At 59.9% G+C, this 15,388-nt stretch carries 15 protein-coding genes; 12 read left to right on the top strand and 3 right to left on the bottom strand.

Annotated elements, in window-relative coordinates:
• Positions 1 to 380 precede the first annotated feature (380 nt).
• Positions 381 to 1,340: a 5-oxoprolinase subunit C family protein gene (locus tag AC1Q7Q_RS21085; RefSeq protein ID WP_492374058.1), complete on the bottom strand. Its 960-nt coding sequence runs from the start codon at positions 1,338 to 1,340 to the stop codon at positions 381 to 383.
• Positions 1,337 to 2,050 (bottom strand): 5-oxoprolinase subunit PxpB, encoded by a 714-nt coding sequence (gene pxpB, locus AC1Q7Q_RS21080; protein ID WP_492374057.1) that lies wholly within the window; start codon positions 2,048 to 2,050, stop codon positions 1,337 to 1,339. The genes AC1Q7Q_RS21085 and pxpB overlap by 4 nt, the downstream gene beginning before the upstream one ends.
• 292 nt (positions 2,051 to 2,342) lie before the next feature.
• On the opposite strand from pxpB, the gene AC1Q7Q_RS21075 reads away from it, so the two are divergent.
• The 11 genes from AC1Q7Q_RS21075 to pcaF all read left to right on the top strand — a co-directional run bounded on the left by AC1Q7Q_RS21075 (position 2,343) and on the right by pcaF (position 13,950).
• A complete protein-coding gene (locus AC1Q7Q_RS21075; protein ID WP_492374056.1) occupies positions 2,343 to 3,176 on the top strand; it encodes an ABC transporter substrate-binding protein in 834 nt (277 codons plus the stop codon).
• Between the two features lie 52 nt (positions 3,177 to 3,228).
• Positions 3,229 to 3,933 (top strand): amino acid ABC transporter permease, encoded by a 705-nt coding sequence (locus AC1Q7Q_RS21070; protein WP_492374055.1) that lies wholly within the window; start codon positions 3,229 to 3,231, stop codon positions 3,931 to 3,933.
• A complete protein-coding gene (locus tag AC1Q7Q_RS21065) occupies positions 3,930 to 4,655 on the top strand; it encodes an amino acid ABC transporter permease (protein ID WP_492374054.1) in 726 nt (241 codons plus the stop codon). Before AC1Q7Q_RS21070 ends, AC1Q7Q_RS21065 begins: the two co-directional genes overlap by 4 nt.
• Entirely contained in the window at positions 4,652 to 5,380 is a 729-nt protein-coding gene (locus tag AC1Q7Q_RS21060) for an amino acid ABC transporter ATP-binding protein (RefSeq protein WP_492374053.1), read from the top strand. Before AC1Q7Q_RS21065 ends, AC1Q7Q_RS21060 begins: the two co-directional genes overlap by 4 nt.
• 78 nt (positions 5,381 to 5,458) lie before the next feature.
• Complete coding sequence (locus AC1Q7Q_RS21055) at positions 5,459 to 6,664, top strand: pyridoxal phosphate-dependent aminotransferase (protein WP_492374052.1); 1,206 nt, start codon at positions 5,459 to 5,461, stop codon at positions 6,662 to 6,664.
• Between the two features lie 97 nt (positions 6,665 to 6,761).
• Entirely contained in the window at positions 6,762 to 7,445 is a 684-nt protein-coding gene (locus AC1Q7Q_RS21050) for an RraA family protein (protein ID WP_492374051.1), read from the top strand.
• A 334-nt stretch (positions 7,446 to 7,779) separates the two neighbouring features.
• Entirely contained in the window at positions 7,780 to 8,049 is a 270-nt protein-coding gene (locus tag AC1Q7Q_RS21045) for a hypothetical protein (protein WP_492374050.1), read from the top strand.
• A 395-nt stretch (positions 8,050 to 8,444) separates the two neighbouring features.
• Positions 8,445 to 9,194 carry an electron transfer flavoprotein subunit beta/FixA family protein gene (locus AC1Q7Q_RS21040; RefSeq protein ID WP_492374049.1) on the top strand — a complete coding sequence of 250 codons (750 nt, stop codon included), beginning with the start codon at positions 8,445 to 8,447 and terminating at the stop codon, positions 9,192 to 9,194.
• Positions 9,195 to 9,211: 17 nt separating this feature from the next.
• Positions 9,212 to 10,159 carry an electron transfer flavoprotein subunit alpha/FixB family protein gene (locus AC1Q7Q_RS21035; protein ID WP_492374048.1) on the top strand — a complete coding sequence of 316 codons (948 nt, stop codon included), beginning with the start codon at positions 9,212 to 9,214 and terminating at the stop codon, positions 10,157 to 10,159.
• Complete coding sequence (locus tag AC1Q7Q_RS21030) at positions 10,159 to 12,201, top strand: 3-hydroxyacyl-CoA dehydrogenase NAD-binding domain-containing protein (protein WP_492374047.1); 2,043 nt, start codon at positions 10,159 to 10,161, stop codon at positions 12,199 to 12,201. The genes AC1Q7Q_RS21035 and AC1Q7Q_RS21030 overlap by 1 nt, the downstream gene beginning before the upstream one ends.
• Before the next feature lie 546 nt (positions 12,202 to 12,747).
• Entirely contained in the window at positions 12,748 to 13,950 is a 1,203-nt protein-coding gene (gene pcaF / locus AC1Q7Q_RS21025; protein WP_492374046.1) for a 3-oxoadipyl-CoA thiolase, read from the top strand.
• 167 nt (positions 13,951 to 14,117) lie between these two features.
• Here pcaF and AC1Q7Q_RS21020 read toward each other — a convergent pair whose 3' ends face one another.
• Entirely contained in the window at positions 14,118 to 14,336 is a 219-nt protein-coding gene (locus AC1Q7Q_RS21020; protein WP_492374088.1) for a hypothetical protein, read from the bottom strand.
• On the opposite strand from AC1Q7Q_RS21020, the gene AC1Q7Q_RS21015 reads away from it, so the two are divergent.
• Complete coding sequence (locus AC1Q7Q_RS21015; RefSeq protein ID WP_492374045.1) at positions 14,292 to 14,417, top strand: hypothetical protein; 126 nt, start codon at positions 14,292 to 14,294, stop codon at positions 14,415 to 14,417. The two genes, AC1Q7Q_RS21020 and AC1Q7Q_RS21015, sit on opposite strands and share 45 nt — an antisense overlap.
• Positions 14,418 to 15,388 lie beyond the last annotated feature (971 nt).

The following is a 15,388-nucleotide window of genomic DNA, read 5'->3' as shown; positions in this document are numbered from 1 at the left end:
TTCCCGGTGCCACGAGCCATCGCTGAATGGTGCCGTTGCAGTGCGCGCGTACGACGCTGTATCGAACACCGACCTGTAGAAGCGCAACGGGGTCGCCGACCGTTACGGCATGCCCAACGCAAGCAAGCTGCCCGTTCCGTGAAGGATGCTCGAGGCGCAAGATCCCTAGGGACTCAGCGCGGCAAATCCCAACAGATGGTGGTGCGACCGAAGGAGTCGGATCAAGCTCAGTCGGTGCTGTCTCGATATGAAAGTTCCGTACCCGCGATTGCATGGACAGATGGGCCGTCTTGAGCTCGAGTCCGATGCCCCGGCTCTCGGCATATGCGACGAGATCGACGACACCGAATAGCGACAACTGATCCAGCTCGAGGTCAACGTCAAGGCATGGAGAGCTTAGTAGCACGTCGTACCTCCTCGATGTATGCGTGAATCGCCTTCGTCGCGTCCAAAGCTTGGTCGACATCGACCTCAGTGAAGCGGATGTGCTCTCCGATTCTGGCTTGTGCGAGTCTCCATAGATCGGCGCTGATGACCGTGGCAATCTTCGGGTAGCCGCCCGAGACATTGGCGTCGGCGAGCTGCAGGACGGGCTGTCCGTTAGGCGGAACCTGTACCACGCCGGGGATGATGCCGTGTGAACGCATTTCAAGCGGCTGCGTCAGCTCAAGCTTCTGTCCCTGGAGTCGATAGCCGGTCCGGTTGCTCTGGGGCGTGATTTTCCAGTATGTGGTCCAGAACTGCTGGCGCGCTGCCTCGGTCAGTTCCTCGTATTCACCTGCGGCAATCGCGCGAACCGTGACTAAGCCAGGTGCGTTGCCTGTGGCCAATCGATGCTCTGGCGGGATGACTCCGAAATCGCCGTGTTTCAGCGGGCAGGCATTGACGTTCAGTACGTCGCCTTTGCGAAGCTGCCGGCCTTCATGCCCCCCGATCGCGCCGCGCAATTGCGTACTCCGGGATCCCAGTACAGGTGGCACATCGATGCCTCCGGCGATACAAAGGTACGCCCGCGCACCGCGGATAGGGCGCTTCAGGGTCAATACTTGGCCGTCTTTGGCACTAGTCGCCCACCACGGCAGAACTTGTACGCCATCCAGGCTGGCGTCAAAATCTGCGCCAGAAATTGCAAAACCGGTTTCCCGCAGGAATCGGATTTTAAATGGCGTCAGGGTGATCTCGAGACCGGCTGCATTGGGATCGTTCCCCAGCATTTCGTTGCCCAAGGCGAGGGCCAATCGATCCATTGCTCCAGCGGTTCCTACGCCATAGCGACGTTGGCCATCCCGGCCAAGATCTTGGACGGTGGTTAGGGCCGCGGTAGAAAGAATTTCGATCATTGGTCGATCCTTTCGAGCCGGAAGCGCACGGTATCGCCGGGCGCGATCAGCGCCGGCGGCGAAGCTTCTGCATCGAACACGCCTCGCGTTGCACGCCCGATGATGTGCCAGCCCGTTGGACCTGCCGCGGATGTAACGCCTGTTTGGTCCCCCCCGATCATTACGCTGCCTGCCGGTGCGCTAAGGATGGGAACGGCGCGTCGCGCCATGAACAGTGACCGAGGGAGGCCCCCGAGATAAGCGAAACCTGGAGAACTGCCGAGCGCGTAAGCGACAAAGTCCGTTTCGGAGTGTCGAATCGCAGCCTCTTGGGGCGAAAGGCCAGCGTGACAGGCAAGCGCAGTGAGATCGGGCCCCATCTCGCCACCGTAGACGACCGGGATATCAACGACTTTGCCCGCGCGCGCCCTCGGCTTCGTTCGCGACCATTCAAAGACGAGTCGGGCCCGCATCCTCGTACTTTCCAGGCGGAAGGGGTCATACACGACTAGCAAGTTCGTCATACCCGCGACGACTTCCAGCACGCCCTTCCAGCGTTGGACCTCGTCAGCCATCCCCCAGATGAGCCGTTGCGTTTCGAGCGCGAGTTCGCCTTCGGCCTCAAGAAGCAGGGCGCTTTCACCGATCCTGCTCACCTTCAGCGGGAGGGGGCCTGGCGACGCAGCAGATGGCGGGGGATGTTCCAGCGAATGGGTTTCGTTGTCGGTCATGTAGGTGCTCCATGGCAAGTGCAAGAGGGCCTGCTCACAGAATCATAATGTCATTATGAAATCTGAGACTAATTTTTTCGACCCGGACTAACCCTTGCTCCGGATCGGTGCGCGTCGCCCAAAAGCGGTGCGCCGCTAGCTGTGCTGGTGCGCGCATTTTGTGCGTCAACGTGCGTTTTTGTCCCATGGACCCCGCGAAAACCCCTAAAGCCATGCCAGATGCGATGTGGCACGATAGCTGCGATGTAAAAATCATAATGACATTATGAAAACCATCCATAGGAGTACCGAAATGGCTTTGCACCCCCAACTCTCTCGGCGCTTGCGTCTGTTCCTTCTAGGTATAGGCGTTGCGCTGGCCAGCTCGGCATACGCCGACAGGCTGGCGGACATCAAGGCGAGGGGGACCCTGATTTGCGGCACGCTCTCGACCAGCCAGCCCCTGGGCTATCAGGATCCCAAGACCCGCCAGATCGTCGGCTTCGATGTTGACACTTGCGCGGCGCTGGCCAAACACTTGGGTGTGAAGCTCGAACACCGGCCGTTGAGCGTGGAGTCGCGCATTCCCGAGCTGGCGCTCGGCCGAGTCGATGTCGTGGCGGCCGCGCTGGGCTATACCAAGGAGCGCGCACGGCAGATCGCTTTCTCGGATATTCATTACCAGGTGCCCATCAAGCTGGTGGTCCCGGTTGATTCGCCGATCAAGGATGTCAGCCAGGCGAAAGACATCAAGATCAGCACCGTCAAGGGTTCGACGCCGGAGCTTTACGCCAGACGCCTGTTCCAGTCAGCAGAGATCGTGACCTTCCAGGACTCACCCACTGCGTTCCTTGCCCTGCAGCAGGGCAAAGCGCAGGCCTTCGCAATCGCTCAGATGTCAGGTGCCCGCTACGTGAACGAGTCAGGCGGCAGGATGCGGTTCGTCGACGGGCAATTGCATTGGGAGCCGACCGCCATCGGCGTGAAGAAGGGCGAGCCGGCTTTGCTGGCCGCGGTCAACACGGCGCTCGCGAAAATGGAGAAGGACGGCGAACTTGACGCCATGTGGAACAAGTGGGCTGGGCCCGAGACCCCGTTCAACATCAAGCGCGAAAAGAAGCTGACGCCGCTCTCCGCAGTCGAGTAACCCGCATGCGGGGTCGGCCCACCGTCAGCCCCGCCAGCATTCCGAGTTAGTCATGGAACCACTAGATTTTTCCTTCCTCCACGAAGGGCCATACGTGCAATGGCTCCTCATGGGCGGATTGCGGACCATAGTCCTTTTCCTGTCCTCATGGGTCTTCGGCTTCGCGATCGCCCTCATCATCGTTGCATCGCGGTCCTCGAACATCAAAGTCGTGGAAAAGCTGTGCGAAGCGTTTGTGGGCTATCACCGCAACGTGCCGGGGCTAGTGCAGATCTTCTTCTGGTACTTCGGCATTTCCCAGATTCTACCGAACTCGTGGCAGGCCGCAATCAATGCGAGCAACGGGGAGCTGATCTTCGCACTCATCGCCCTGTCACTCAATACGGCGGCATACATGTCGGAGGATCTGCGCAGCGGCATTCGATCGCTGCCGCCGACCCAGCTCGAAGCTGCGCGCGCTTTGGGATTGACCTATCTTCAGGCCGTGCGTCGCGTAATCCTGCCGCAAGCCGTACGAGTGTCCGTCCCTCCCTTGGTGAATCAGTCACTGAGCCTGTTCAAGTCCACAAGCTTGGCTATGGTCATCGGTGTGGGGGAAGCAATGTACGTCACCAAGCAGATCGAGAACGAAACGTTCCACACGTTCGAGGCATTTGCCATCGCCTCTGGCTTCTACCTCTGCGTATCGTTCCTGATCATGGGACTTGGCAGCTACGCCCATCAACGTCTTGACCTGACAGCGAAGGGGGCGCGATGAACGACATTCTCCATATCCTGCACGAGTACGGGCTGATTTTCCTGCTCGGGCAATTCCCGGAGGGTCCTCTCGGCGGCCTAGCCCTGACGCTATGCATGGCAGTCGCAGGTCTCGTACTGGCGTTCCCATTGTCCGTGCTGATCGGTGTCGCCCGCACCAGCCCTATCAAGGCGTTTGCCTTGCCGGCTGCTGGGTTCACTACGGTAGTCCGCGGCCTTCCGGTCCTGATGCTGATTTTTTGGGCGTACTTCATCGTGCCGGTGCTTGTCGGTCGCGGTGTCTCCGGCGTGACCACGGTCATCTGCGCATTGATCGTGTACGAGGCAGCGTTCCTCGGGGAAGTCATTCGCGCCGGCATTCTCGCCGTGCCCCGAGGACATGTGGAGGCAGCCCGATCGCTCGGCATGACCTATGGCCAAACCTTGTGGCGGGTAGTCCTGCCGCAGGCGCTCAGAAACATGACCCCCAGCATACTGAATCAGTTCATCAATCTGATCAAGAACACTTCGCTGGGCTACATCATCAGCGTGAACGAGCTGACTTATGCTGCGTACCAGGTCAATGGACAGCTATTGAATAAGCCGTTCCAGATCTACCTCATTCTCGCTGCGTTCTACTTCATCGTCTGCTATTCACTCAACCTTGGCGTCAAGCGTCTGGAAACCGGTCGACGTTCCCCCCGCAAGTTCAGCGCCGTACCTATAGGAGCAACCGTCCAATGATCCGCTTCAACAATGTCAACAAGTGGTACGGCGACTACCACGCGCTCAACAACGTCAACGAGAACATCGCCAAGGGCGAGGTTGTCGTGGTCTGCGGACCTTCGGGTTCTGGAAAATCGACGCTGATTCGCACGATCAATCGGCTCGAACCGATCCAGAAGGGCGAGATCTACGTGAACGGTGCCGACGTCCACCGCAAGGACGTGAACATCAATCGCCTGCGTAGCGAAATCGGATTTGTGTTCCAGCAGTTCAACCTGTTTCCGCACATGACCGTGCTGCGAAACATTATGCTGGCGCCGATGGATGTGCTGAAGGTATCGCAGGCCGAGGCTCGCGATCGCGCCATGGCGTTGCTCGAGAAGGTTGGCCTCGCCCACAAAGCCGACGCCTATCCTCCGCAGCTATCGGGTGGTCAACAACAGCGTGTGGCCATCGCGCGTGCGCTGGCGATGCGTCCTCCGGTCATGCTCTTCGATGAGCCGACGAGCGCCCTGGATCCCGAGATGGTGGGAGAGGTGCTGCAGGTGATGAAGCGGCTCGCTGTCGAAGGGATGACCATGGTGTGTGTCACCCATGAGATGGGTTTCGCGCGTGAGGTGGCGGACCGGGTCATTTTCATGGACCAGGGCCAGATCCTCGAATGCAACAAGCCTGGACAGTTCTTTGCAGCACCGGAACACCCGCGCGCGAAGAAGTTTGTTGCGGATATCCGCCACGCATAAGACCCGCAGATCGCGATCCCTTCCCGCGACGGATACGGCGCGATCTGCATACTCCCAATCTAGTTGAATTTGAGAATCATGCTCCATCTTGCGGAAAGACTTAACCGAATCAAGCCGTCTCCCAGTTCGATGGCCGGGCAGCGCGTACGGGAACTCTGCGCTCAAGGTCGCAACGTCATCGGCTTGACCGCCGGTGAGCCGGACTTCGATACCCCCGAGCACATTCGCGAGGCCGCAGTGCGTGCCATGGCAGAAGGAAAGACGCGCTACACCGACGTGGGCGGGACCGTAGCACTGCGCGAAGCGGTGGCTCGAAAGTTTCAGCGTGAGAACGGCCTTGAGTATGCTCGCGACGCCATCATCGTCAGCAATGGCGCCAAGCAGGTAATCTTCAATGCCGTCCTGTGTACGGTCCAGAAGGGAGACGAGGTCATCGTGCCTGCACCCTACTGGGTCTCCTATCCGGATATCGTGCTTCTGGCGGGTGGCCGGCCGGTCTTCGTTGATTGTCCGGCCGAGAACGGCTTCAAACTCAAGCCCGAAGATCTCGAGCGTGCTATCTCGCCGCGTACGCGCTGGCTTGTTCTGAATTCGCCCAACAATCCCAGCGGTGCTTCATACAGCCGAGAAGAACTGGCCGCACTAGGAGAGGTGCTGGAGCGGCATCCCCACGTTTGGGTCATGACGGATGACATCTATGAACACCTCACCTATGGGGACGGTGCTTTCACAACTTTCGCTCAGGCCGTGCCGGCGATGAAGGATCGCACGCTGACTATCAATGGCGTGTCGAAGGCCTACGCTATGACGGGCTGGCGTATTGGCTTTGCGGGCGGTCCAGCGCCGTTAATCAAGGCCATGGTGAAGCTTCAGTCCCAGAGTACCTCCGGGGCGAACTCCATCGCTCAAGCTGCGGCGATCGCAGCGCTGGACGGCCCCCAGGACTTTGTCCACGCGAACCGAGGCATTTTCCAGCGACGTCGCGATGCAGTGGTGTTGGCGCTAAGCGCTGTGGAAGGCATCGATTGCTTCGCGCCCGAAGGTGCATTCTATGTCTTTGCCTCCTGCGCTGGCCTGTTCGGTGCCAAGCGCCCTGATGGTGGCGTTATCAGCAACAGCGACGACTGGGTGGACTGGGTACTGAACTCGCAAGACCTGGCGGTTCTGCAAGGCTCGGCATACGGCGTCAATACCCATTTCCGTCTGTCCTTCGCTACTGACATGGATACCTTGATGGAAGGTTGCCGCCGGCTTGGGGCCGCGGCAAGCGCACTGTTGCGCTAAAGAGACCAGCTTGGGACTGGCAATGCTCGTCCTGAGATTTCCATCCACTGGCCGTGGCGGTGGAGTCGCCACGGCTTTCAGAACAGAAGCTTCCGCTATGAGTTTCCCCGATATCATTCGTGAGATCGACCGCGTCGCCACAGACGTCGTCGACAAAGCCAAGGCTTTCCAAGCTGCAATCCTTGCCGACGTGGCTGGACGACGCGGTGCTATGCATGGCCGCATCGCGCCGGTGCACAACACCATGGGCCTGGCGGGCCCCGCCTTCACGGTGGAAGTGCGCCCAGGCGACAACCTTATGATTCATGCCGCGATTGCGATGGCACGCCCGGGCGACATCCTCGTGATCGACGGTAAGGGCGACCTGACCGCTGCTCTCATGGGCACGCTCATGCTCAGCGCCTGCAAGAAGTTGGATCTGGGCGGCGTCGTGGTGGATGGCGCGATCCGAGATCGTGCCGAACTTCTGAATCTAGGTTTCCCGGTGTTCAGCGCCGGCTTCAATCCTGCGGGACCGACGAAGTATGTACCTGGTCGGATCAATCATCCGATTGCCGCTGGCGGCGTTGCCGTATGCCCTGGTGACCTGGTAGTGGGCGACGCCGATGGTATCGTGGTAATCGAGCGGGAAAAAGCCCCCGAAATGCTGAAGCTCGCAGAACGGAAGGTGGCGGACGAGGCTAAACGCCTTGAGGCTATTGAACGGGGTGACACGACTGCAAAATGGTTGACCGCCTCCCTGCGCGCTGCTGGCGTGCTGGCGGAAGGAGAGTCGCTGTAAGCCATAACGCCAGGTGCGGATCTCCCCATCCGCACTTGTCTCGGCGTTAACTGCCGCGCTCTGCCAACCCGGCGAACGCCTTCTTCAACGAGGGGAAACCTTAGGAAAAAGAAAGTGTGCCATCAGAAGCCGGGTGACACCACTGTGGTGCGCGTGCAATTAGGCAATGTCTCCGGGTCACGCTGCGGCCGCGCCGGGCGAAGCAGAGTTCCGTTCGATGCTCAAGGTTAGCAAACTCGACTCCAGCGTCAATGACACAATATAGTGTCACCGACGATTGGGCGATCGCACCCGCGGCGGACAGGCCGGGAACGGCCGCCGCGAACCTCCGCCCTTGACTTCGGAGGTCATTGATCTGATGCGCCAGGTTGCGGCGAAGGTATTCTCTGGGGTGCCGGTCACGCTAACACAAGGCACCGGCGGAGGCGATGCTCGCCGTTTGATTCGTGTCGGGATTCCGACCTACGGTGTCTCCGGCCACTTCCGAGATCCTGATTGCAATGGCATCCATGGTCTCAACGCGCGTCTGCGAGTGCCCTCAGTTATGGAAGGACGCGATTATCTGTACGAACTTGTGAAGATCTATGCCGTCCAGGCCAAGTGATACATAAGGGTTCGGAACGGGGGGGCCTCCCCTTTCGTGCCGAACGTCAGTTCGCTGTACGTTTCATATCTTCATTGGGGGCTCCCATCTGGGCGGGCAGAAATGCTCGCCATTTTTTTGGGCGACGAAAAGCCGGTGGGAAATCCCGTCTCCACTAGCCATCGAGGTCTTTTGCAAAACCGGGGTACATCCAATGCTCGACTCCGACGAGGTATGCGTTTTTGTTATGCCTGAGGTAGGAATTGGAAGTTTCCGTTTCTCCGCTCGTACAGGAAGATGCTGATGATCCAGCGCGCTATCGCACGATTCATATGCTTGGGCGGAACGCCTTGTGCCGCACACCCGTACCTTCAGCTGCTAGTGCTGGGCAACCCATCTATCCGGAGTATGTTGTTATGAAAGTTCTTGTCGCAGTCAAGCGGGTGGTGGACTACAACGTCAAGATCCGCGTGAAGTCGGATGGCACGGGCGTCGACCTGGCCAACGTCAAGATGAGCATGAACCCGTTCGACGAAATCGCTGTGGAAGAGGCCGTGCGCCTGAAGGAAGCTGGAGTCGTCACCGAGGTTATCGCCGTGTCGTGCGGCGTGGCGCAATGCCAGGAAACCCTTCGCACCGCGATGGCCATCGGCGCCGACCGCGGCATCCTGGTGGAGTCGAACGAAGACCTTCAGCCGCTGGCCGTGGCCAAGCTGATCAAGACCCTGATCGGTAAGGAACAGCCGCAACTGGTGATCCTGGGCAAGCAGGCCATCGACGACGATTCGAACCAGACCGGCCAGATGGTGGCGGCGCTGGCGGGCCTGCCGCAAGCGACGTTCGCCTCGAAGGTGGTCGTGGCCGACGGTCGTGCGTCGGTGACCCGTGAAGTCGATGGCGGTCTGGAGACGCTGTCGGTCATGCTGCCGGCCGTGGTGACCACCGACCTGCGCCTGAACGAGCCTCGCTACGTGACGCTGCCCAACATCATGAAGGCCAAGAAGAAGCCGCTGGAAATCGTGAAGCCGGAAGACCTTGGAGTTGACGTCAAGCCGCGCCTGGCCACCGTCAAGGTGGTGGAGCCTGCCAAGCGCAGTGCTGGCGTGATGGTGCCGGACGTGGCCACGCTGGTGCAAAAGCTGAAGACTGAAGCCAAAGTTATCTGAGCGCGGGGAGAGAAAATATGACTGCACTCGTCATTGCTGAACACGACAATCAATCGATCAAGGTCGCCACGCTCAACACCGTGACGGCGGCTGCCCAGTGCGGCGGCGACGTCCATGTGCTGGTGGCGGGCGCCAACGCCCGCGTCACCGCCGATGCCGCCGCAAAGATCGCTGGCGTATCCAAGGTGCTGCTGGCCGACGCCGCTTACTTTGGCGACGGCCTGGCCGAAAACGTGGCTGAGCAGGTGCTGGCCATCGCCAACGACTACTCGCACATCCTTGCTCCAGCCACCGCCTACGGGAAGAACATCCTGCCGCGCGTGGCCGCCAAGCTGGATGTGGCCCAGCTGTCGGACATCACAAAGATCGACAGCCCGGACACCTTCGAGCGTCCGATCTACGCCGGCAATGCCATTGCCACCGTGAGGTCTGCCGACAAGATCAAGGTCATTACCGTGCGTGGTACCGCCTTTGATCCTGCCGCCGCCGAAGGTGGCTCGGGCGCCGTGGAAAGCCTGCCGGCCGTGGCCGACGCAGGCATCTCGCAATTCGCGTCGCGCGAAGTGACCAAGAGCGACCGTCCGGATCTGACCGCAGCCAAGATCATCGTGTCCGGTGGGCGCGGCATGGGTTCTGGCGAGAACTACACCAAGGTGCTGAACCCGCTGGCCGACAAGCTGAGCGCCGCGCTGGGTGCCTCGCGCGCGGCCGTGGACGCAGGTTTCGTGCCTAACGACTACCAGGTTGGCCAGACTGGCAAGATCGTGGCCCCGCAGCTGTATATTGCCGTGGGTATCTCCGGCGCGATCCAGCATCTGGCCGGCATGAAGGACTCCAAGGTGATCGTCGCGATCAACAAGGACGCGGAAGCCCCGATCTTCTCGGTAGCGGACTACGGCCTCGTGGGCGACCTCAACACCGCGGTGCCCGAATTGGTTGCCGCTCTGTCGACGGGAGTCAACTAATGAACGCACGAGTTCGCACCGAGCAGATCGGCAACGTTCTCGCAATCTTTATCGAAAATCCACCCGTCAATGCGGGATCGCTATCCGTGCGACGCGGCGTGCTGGAGGCGGTCGATCAGCTCTCCTCGAATCCTGCCGTGGTCGCGGGCGTCTTGATCGGCGCCGGAAACACCTTCATTGCCGGCTCGGACCTTCGTGAATTTGGTCAACCTCTGGAGCAGCCGGAACTGCCGGCTGTCATAGCCGCGATCGAGACCTGTGGAAAGCCTGTGGTTGCGGCGCTTCACGGCGCGGCCTTGGGCGGTGGCTTCGAACTATCGCTCGGTTGCGATGCACGAATTGGCAGTGAGAAGCTCGTGGTCGGGCTTCCTGAGGTGACTCTTGGGATGATCCCTGGAGCTGGGGGTACACAGCGATTGCCGCGGATCATCGGCATCCCTGCTGCGATCGATTGGGTCTGTAGTGGGAAGCGCGTCGCGGCCCGCGTGGCGTTGGATGCCGGCGTCCTGGATGCAATCGCCGACGGCGATCTACTGGCGGCCGCGGTTGCATTCGCAGCCGGCATGGCGGGGAAGCGACGTCTACGAGATCTTGCAGTCCCTCCGAGCATTCCGGTGGATATTGTTGCGGCGGAGGCCGCTGCGATCCGCTCCGGCAAGGGCCGTCCTCAAGTCGTTGCGGCCATTGAAGCCGTAAAGTCAAGCGCACAGTTGCCGATTGACGAGGCACTGATAAAGGAGCGCGCTGTGTTTACGCAGCTGCGGCTGTCCAACGATGCCTTTGCGCTGCGGCACATGTTCTTCGCCGAGCGCGAGGCGCTGAAGATCCCAGAGATCCAGGGCATGGCTGCTGGTAGCGTTGCGCTAGTGGCTGTCATTGGCGCCGGCACGATGGGCTCAGATATTTCCATCGCGGCGCTCGACGGAGGCTATCAAGTGCTGCTGGTGGAGCGCGACGCCGACGCATTGCAGCGTGGCAAGGAGCGTATTCGGGCCCACTATGCGTCTCAGGTCGCGAAAGGAAGATTGGAAGAGTCTGCGGCGACCAGGCGACTCGCCGGTTTGTATGCGACACTCGAGTGGTCCGCACTGGCCAAAGCAGACTTTGTTATTGAGGCGGTCTTCGAAGATCTCTCGGTAAAGCGGGACGTGTTCACACAAATCGATCGGTGGGCAAAGCCGGGCGCTGTGCTAGCGTCCAACACTTCGTATTTGGACTTGGACGCCATAGCGTCTGCGACGTATCGACCGGCCGACATTATCGGGCTGCACTTTTTCAGCCCGGCGAATGTCATGAAGCTGGTAGAGGTCATACACGGGAATGCTAGCTCTAAACAAGCCATCGCTACTGGAGTTGAATTGGCGAAGCGGCTCAGGAAAATGCCGGTGCTCAGTGGGAATGCATTCGGATTCATCGGCAACCGCATCTTCGCGGCATACCGGTATCAGTGCGAATTGATGCTGGAGGACGGGGCCTACCCGGAACAGATCGACGCTGCGTTGGAGCGCTTTGGTTTTGCAATGGGGCCGTTTGCCGTAGCAGACATGTCCGGATTGGATATCGCATGGCGGATGCGGCAGGCCCGCGCGAATTTGCGGGATCCCGAAGCGCGCTACGTTGCTGTACCGGACCAGCTATGCGAAGCGGGGCGCTTCGGAAGGAAAACGGGCTCGGGTTATTTCGACTACGGTTTGGGCGGAAAAGGTAGGACGGATCCAGTCGTTCATCAGATCATCGACAAAGCCCGTCAGGCGAAAGGAATCGTGCCGCGTAAATTGACGGACGAGGAGATCGTCGAACGAGTGCTACTGACTATGGTTAACGAAGCGGCCCACCTTGTCGCCGAGGGTGTGACGACGCGCGCCACGAACGTGGACGTGGTTCTCGGCAATGGCTACGGCTTTCCGCGCTGGCAAGGCGGCCCAGTGTTCTGGGCACGCAGTATCGGCCTCGGCGCCCTCGAACTGAAGATAGTGTCACTGTCGAAATGGGTGGGTCCAGGTTTCAAGGCCGCGGATCTTAAATGCCTGATTTCTGACTGAGTAGCACGGCGTCCTGAAGTAAATTAGGGGCGGCTCGCTTGCGCAACGCGGGGCTTTACCATGGTCAAACGCTGTCACGATGGGGAAGCTTTGGTGCCGCCGACTCCATCGCCGAAGCTTCGCAGAAATCTGCACTACTTCGCCTTGTTAAGACAGGTCAGAGCGTTCACTTCGCGTGCCCAGCGCGAAGCTAAGGCGGCAGCGAAGCGCGGCACACAATTTGAGCGAGCCCTTCGAGAGTTGTATGAGTCTTGGGCCGCAGGAGCGAGACCATCCGAAAAGGTCCTGGTACTGGCTTCAGCTATCGAAGCAGGCGTGATGCTGCAGGAGCACTTCAACGAGATGTCACACAAAGACTCATTAGACGAACCGTCGTGGGTTTTATACCTGGCCGTGTGTCGGCGGGCTAGTCGGCTGTGCTCCGCGTCAAGGCCAGTAGCGGCAGAGCCAGGGCGCCGGAGTACTGACCGGCCTTAACCGGTAGTTTGGCGGCTGACCTGATGGCCAACCAATCTTGTAACTAAACACTTCAATCTAAGAGACGTCATGAGCGACGCATACATTGTTGATGCCATTCGTACTCCCATCGGCCGCTACGGCGGCAGCCTGTCCGCAGTGCGCGCGGACGACCTGGGCGCGGTGCCTCTGAAGGCTCTGATGGCGCGCAACGCCAACTTGGACTGGTCAGCTATCGACGACGTGATCTACGGCAACGCGAACCAGGCCGGTGAAGACAACCGCAACGTAGCGCGCATGTCGCTGCTGCTGGCTGGCTTGCCCCAGGAAGTGCCCGGCTCGACCGTCAACCGTCTGTGCGGTTCGGGACTGGACGCCACCGGTACCGCGGCGCGCGCGATCAAGTCGGGCGAAACAAACCTGATGATCGCCGGCGGCGTGGAAAACATGAGCCGCGCCCCGTTTGTGATGGGCAAGGCGGCTGGCGCGTTCTCGCGCGATGCGCAGATCTTCGACACCACCATTGGCTGGCGCTTCGTCAACCCGGCGATGCGTGCGGCCTACGGCGTGGACTCGATGCCCGAGACCGCCGAGAATTTGGCCACGGACTACAAGATCAGCCGGGAAGACCAGGACCTGATGGCGCTGCGGAGCCAGGAAAAGGCGTCGCGCGCACAGGCCGACGGCACGTTGGCGCAGGAAATCACCGCGGTCACCATTCCGCAGAAGAAGGGCGACGCCATCGTGGTGGAGCGCGACGAACATCCGCGTGCCACCAGCATGGAAGCGCTGGCCAAGCTCCGCGGCGTGGTCCGTCTGGACGGCACGGTTACCGCCGGAAATGCATCGGGCGTGAACGACGGCGCGTGCGCGCTGCTGCTGGCGAGCGAAGCCGGCCTGAAGCAGCACGGCCTGACACCGCGTGCGCGCATCGTCGGCATGGCTACCGCCGGTGTGGCACCGCGCGTGATGGGCATCGGCCCGGCACCGGCCACACAGAAGCTCATGAAGCAACTGGGCATGTCGCTGGACCAGATCGACGTGATCGAGTTGAACGAGGCTTTCGCCGCGCAAGGCCTGGCCGTGCTGCGCCAGCTCGGCATTGCCGACGATGACCAGCGTGTGAACCTGAATGGCGGTGCGATTGCGCTGGGCCACCCGCTCGGCATGAGCGGGGCGCGTCTGGTAACGACCGCAATGTACCAGCTGGGGCGTACCGGTGGCCGATTCGCGCTGTGCACAATGTGCATCGGCGTGGGCCAGGGCATCGCCATGGTAATCGAGCGGACCTAGCGGATCGGTCAGATTCTGGTCGTTGTGAAGGTAGGCGCCGCGAGTTACTGCAGCTATTAACCAACCCACCATCCCGACGTTTTTGAGAGCCTCGCCCAAAACAACGACTATGAGCGTTGGCTACAGCTTGTTCGTGTCGTGCAAGAATGTGGACCCCAACCGCAGTCTCACATGTGCGCGTGCCATTGCTGATCATCTGCTCGCGCCCGGACGGTGGCCAACACTGCATCATGCGGATGCAAAATCGACCGTAGGCCGATGCGCAGCGCGAAATCTACTGCTGAGATGCCCTGGTCGCCCTGCGGACCGCGCAGCAACCAGCTGTACTGTTTGAGGCGGGCGTGATCGTCAATCCCAACGAAGAGACGTTGCTGGCGAATGACCAAGTGCGTCGAGCGATCGCCGGAGCCGTGGCTCGCGGAGTGAAGGCTTGCCTCGGCGGCCCCGCCTTGGAGTCGCTGAGGTGAAGGTTCACGAGGATCCCCTGCCGAACTCGGCGATCGACAGAAGTACCGAACGATCGGCGCGGGCCGTCTCTGTTTTGCGGGTTGGATCTATAATCAAAATAATTGAATAATAAATTCGCGAATCGAGCAATACCTAACTCCATAGCTTCCGTGTAGTTCAGCCCATGTGAAGATCGGAGGCAAGAAATTACGTCCATAATAAATTCAATCAATTTCAACGAGATAGCGCCTATCATGTCCAATCCGAAACTCGAAGCGCCGATCCCGCAAAACGAGCTAAAGTCGAAACTGGTGTACTGGCGGAGGTATCGCATCCCATGCATGCAGAGGCATGGGACGCGATGAATGTGTGGCTTGACTTCGAATCTCACAATAGCGCCAGAGCGAGGCTCTGGCGAGCTGCCATATTGTTGTTGTCGGAAACCGGTATGCGCTGTCAGGACGTCGCGAGACTGGAGGTAAGAACCTTGGAGCTCGAAGAGGACGATTTGAACCGTGATGGAATTCACAATGCGAACTGCAGTACGCTCTTTGTCAATCGGCAAGATGGGAAAGGCGCGACGTTTCCATAACCCCTAGGCTACGCGAGGCCTTGGTAGCTCATTGGCGTGATCGCGATGACCGTCCTGGCCCCGTACTGGGATTCCTGCCAAATCAACCACTACCCCCGCTAGCACGCAAGAGTGCATTGTGCGGTCGGCGGAGATACAGCGACCGAGGTATTCGTAGGCTCGTTGAGCAAGCGGCAGTGTCGTTCTCGAGATTCATCGAGTATGAGCATCCGGAGCTTCGCGACAAATTGGGCAGTCTCCATCCTCTAGTTTTCCTGCAGGCATCCGCCTCCGCCCATCTTTCTAACTGGGGAGGCGCCTCGGACGCAAAAGTTCGAGTTAGCAGACATCGCAGACCAATCCTGCCCTATATGCCGGGATGAATCCTTATGCTGACTCACTCGTGCGTTAAACTCTCAA

The organism is Cupriavidus sp. GW823-FHT07A04, assembly GCF_058794615.1.
The sequence above is the reverse complement of the archived record's forward strand: the minus strand, read 5'-3'. Positions and strand labels throughout refer to the sequence as shown.

Bases quoted from the DNA above. Each gene is read 5' to 3' on its own strand.
- AC1Q7Q_RS21085 (WP_492374058.1), bottom strand. From the start codon at position 1,340: ATGATCGAAATTCTTTCTACCGCGGCCCTAACCACCGTCCAAGATCTT.
- pxpB (WP_492374057.1), bottom strand. From the start codon at position 2,050: ATGACCGACAACGAAACCCATTCGCTGGAACATCCCCCGCCATCTGCT.
- AC1Q7Q_RS21075 (WP_492374056.1), top strand. From the start codon at position 2,343: ATGGCTTTGCACCCCCAACTCTCTCGGCGCTTGCGTCTGTTCCTTCTA.
- AC1Q7Q_RS21070 (WP_492374055.1), top strand. From the start codon at position 3,229: ATGGAACCACTAGATTTTTCCTTCCTCCACGAAGGGCCATACGTGCAA.
- AC1Q7Q_RS21065 (WP_492374054.1), top strand. From the start codon at position 3,930: ATGAACGACATTCTCCATATCCTGCACGAGTACGGGCTGATTTTCCTG.
- AC1Q7Q_RS21060 (WP_492374053.1), top strand. From the start codon at position 4,652: ATGATCCGCTTCAACAATGTCAACAAGTGGTACGGCGACTACCACGCG.
- AC1Q7Q_RS21055 (WP_492374052.1), top strand. From the start codon at position 5,459: ATGCTCCATCTTGCGGAAAGACTTAACCGAATCAAGCCGTCTCCCAGT.
- AC1Q7Q_RS21050 (WP_492374051.1), top strand. From the start codon at position 6,762: ATGAGTTTCCCCGATATCATTCGTGAGATCGACCGCGTCGCCACAGAC.
- AC1Q7Q_RS21040 (WP_492374049.1), top strand. From the start codon at position 8,445: ATGAAAGTTCTTGTCGCAGTCAAGCGGGTGGTGGACTACAACGTCAAG.
- AC1Q7Q_RS21035 (WP_492374048.1), top strand. From the start codon at position 9,212: ATGACTGCACTCGTCATTGCTGAACACGACAATCAATCGATCAAGGTC.
- AC1Q7Q_RS21030 (WP_492374047.1), top strand. From the start codon at position 10,159: ATGAACGCACGAGTTCGCACCGAGCAGATCGGCAACGTTCTCGCAATC.
- pcaF (WP_492374046.1), top strand. From the start codon at position 12,748: ATGAGCGACGCATACATTGTTGATGCCATTCGTACTCCCATCGGCCGC.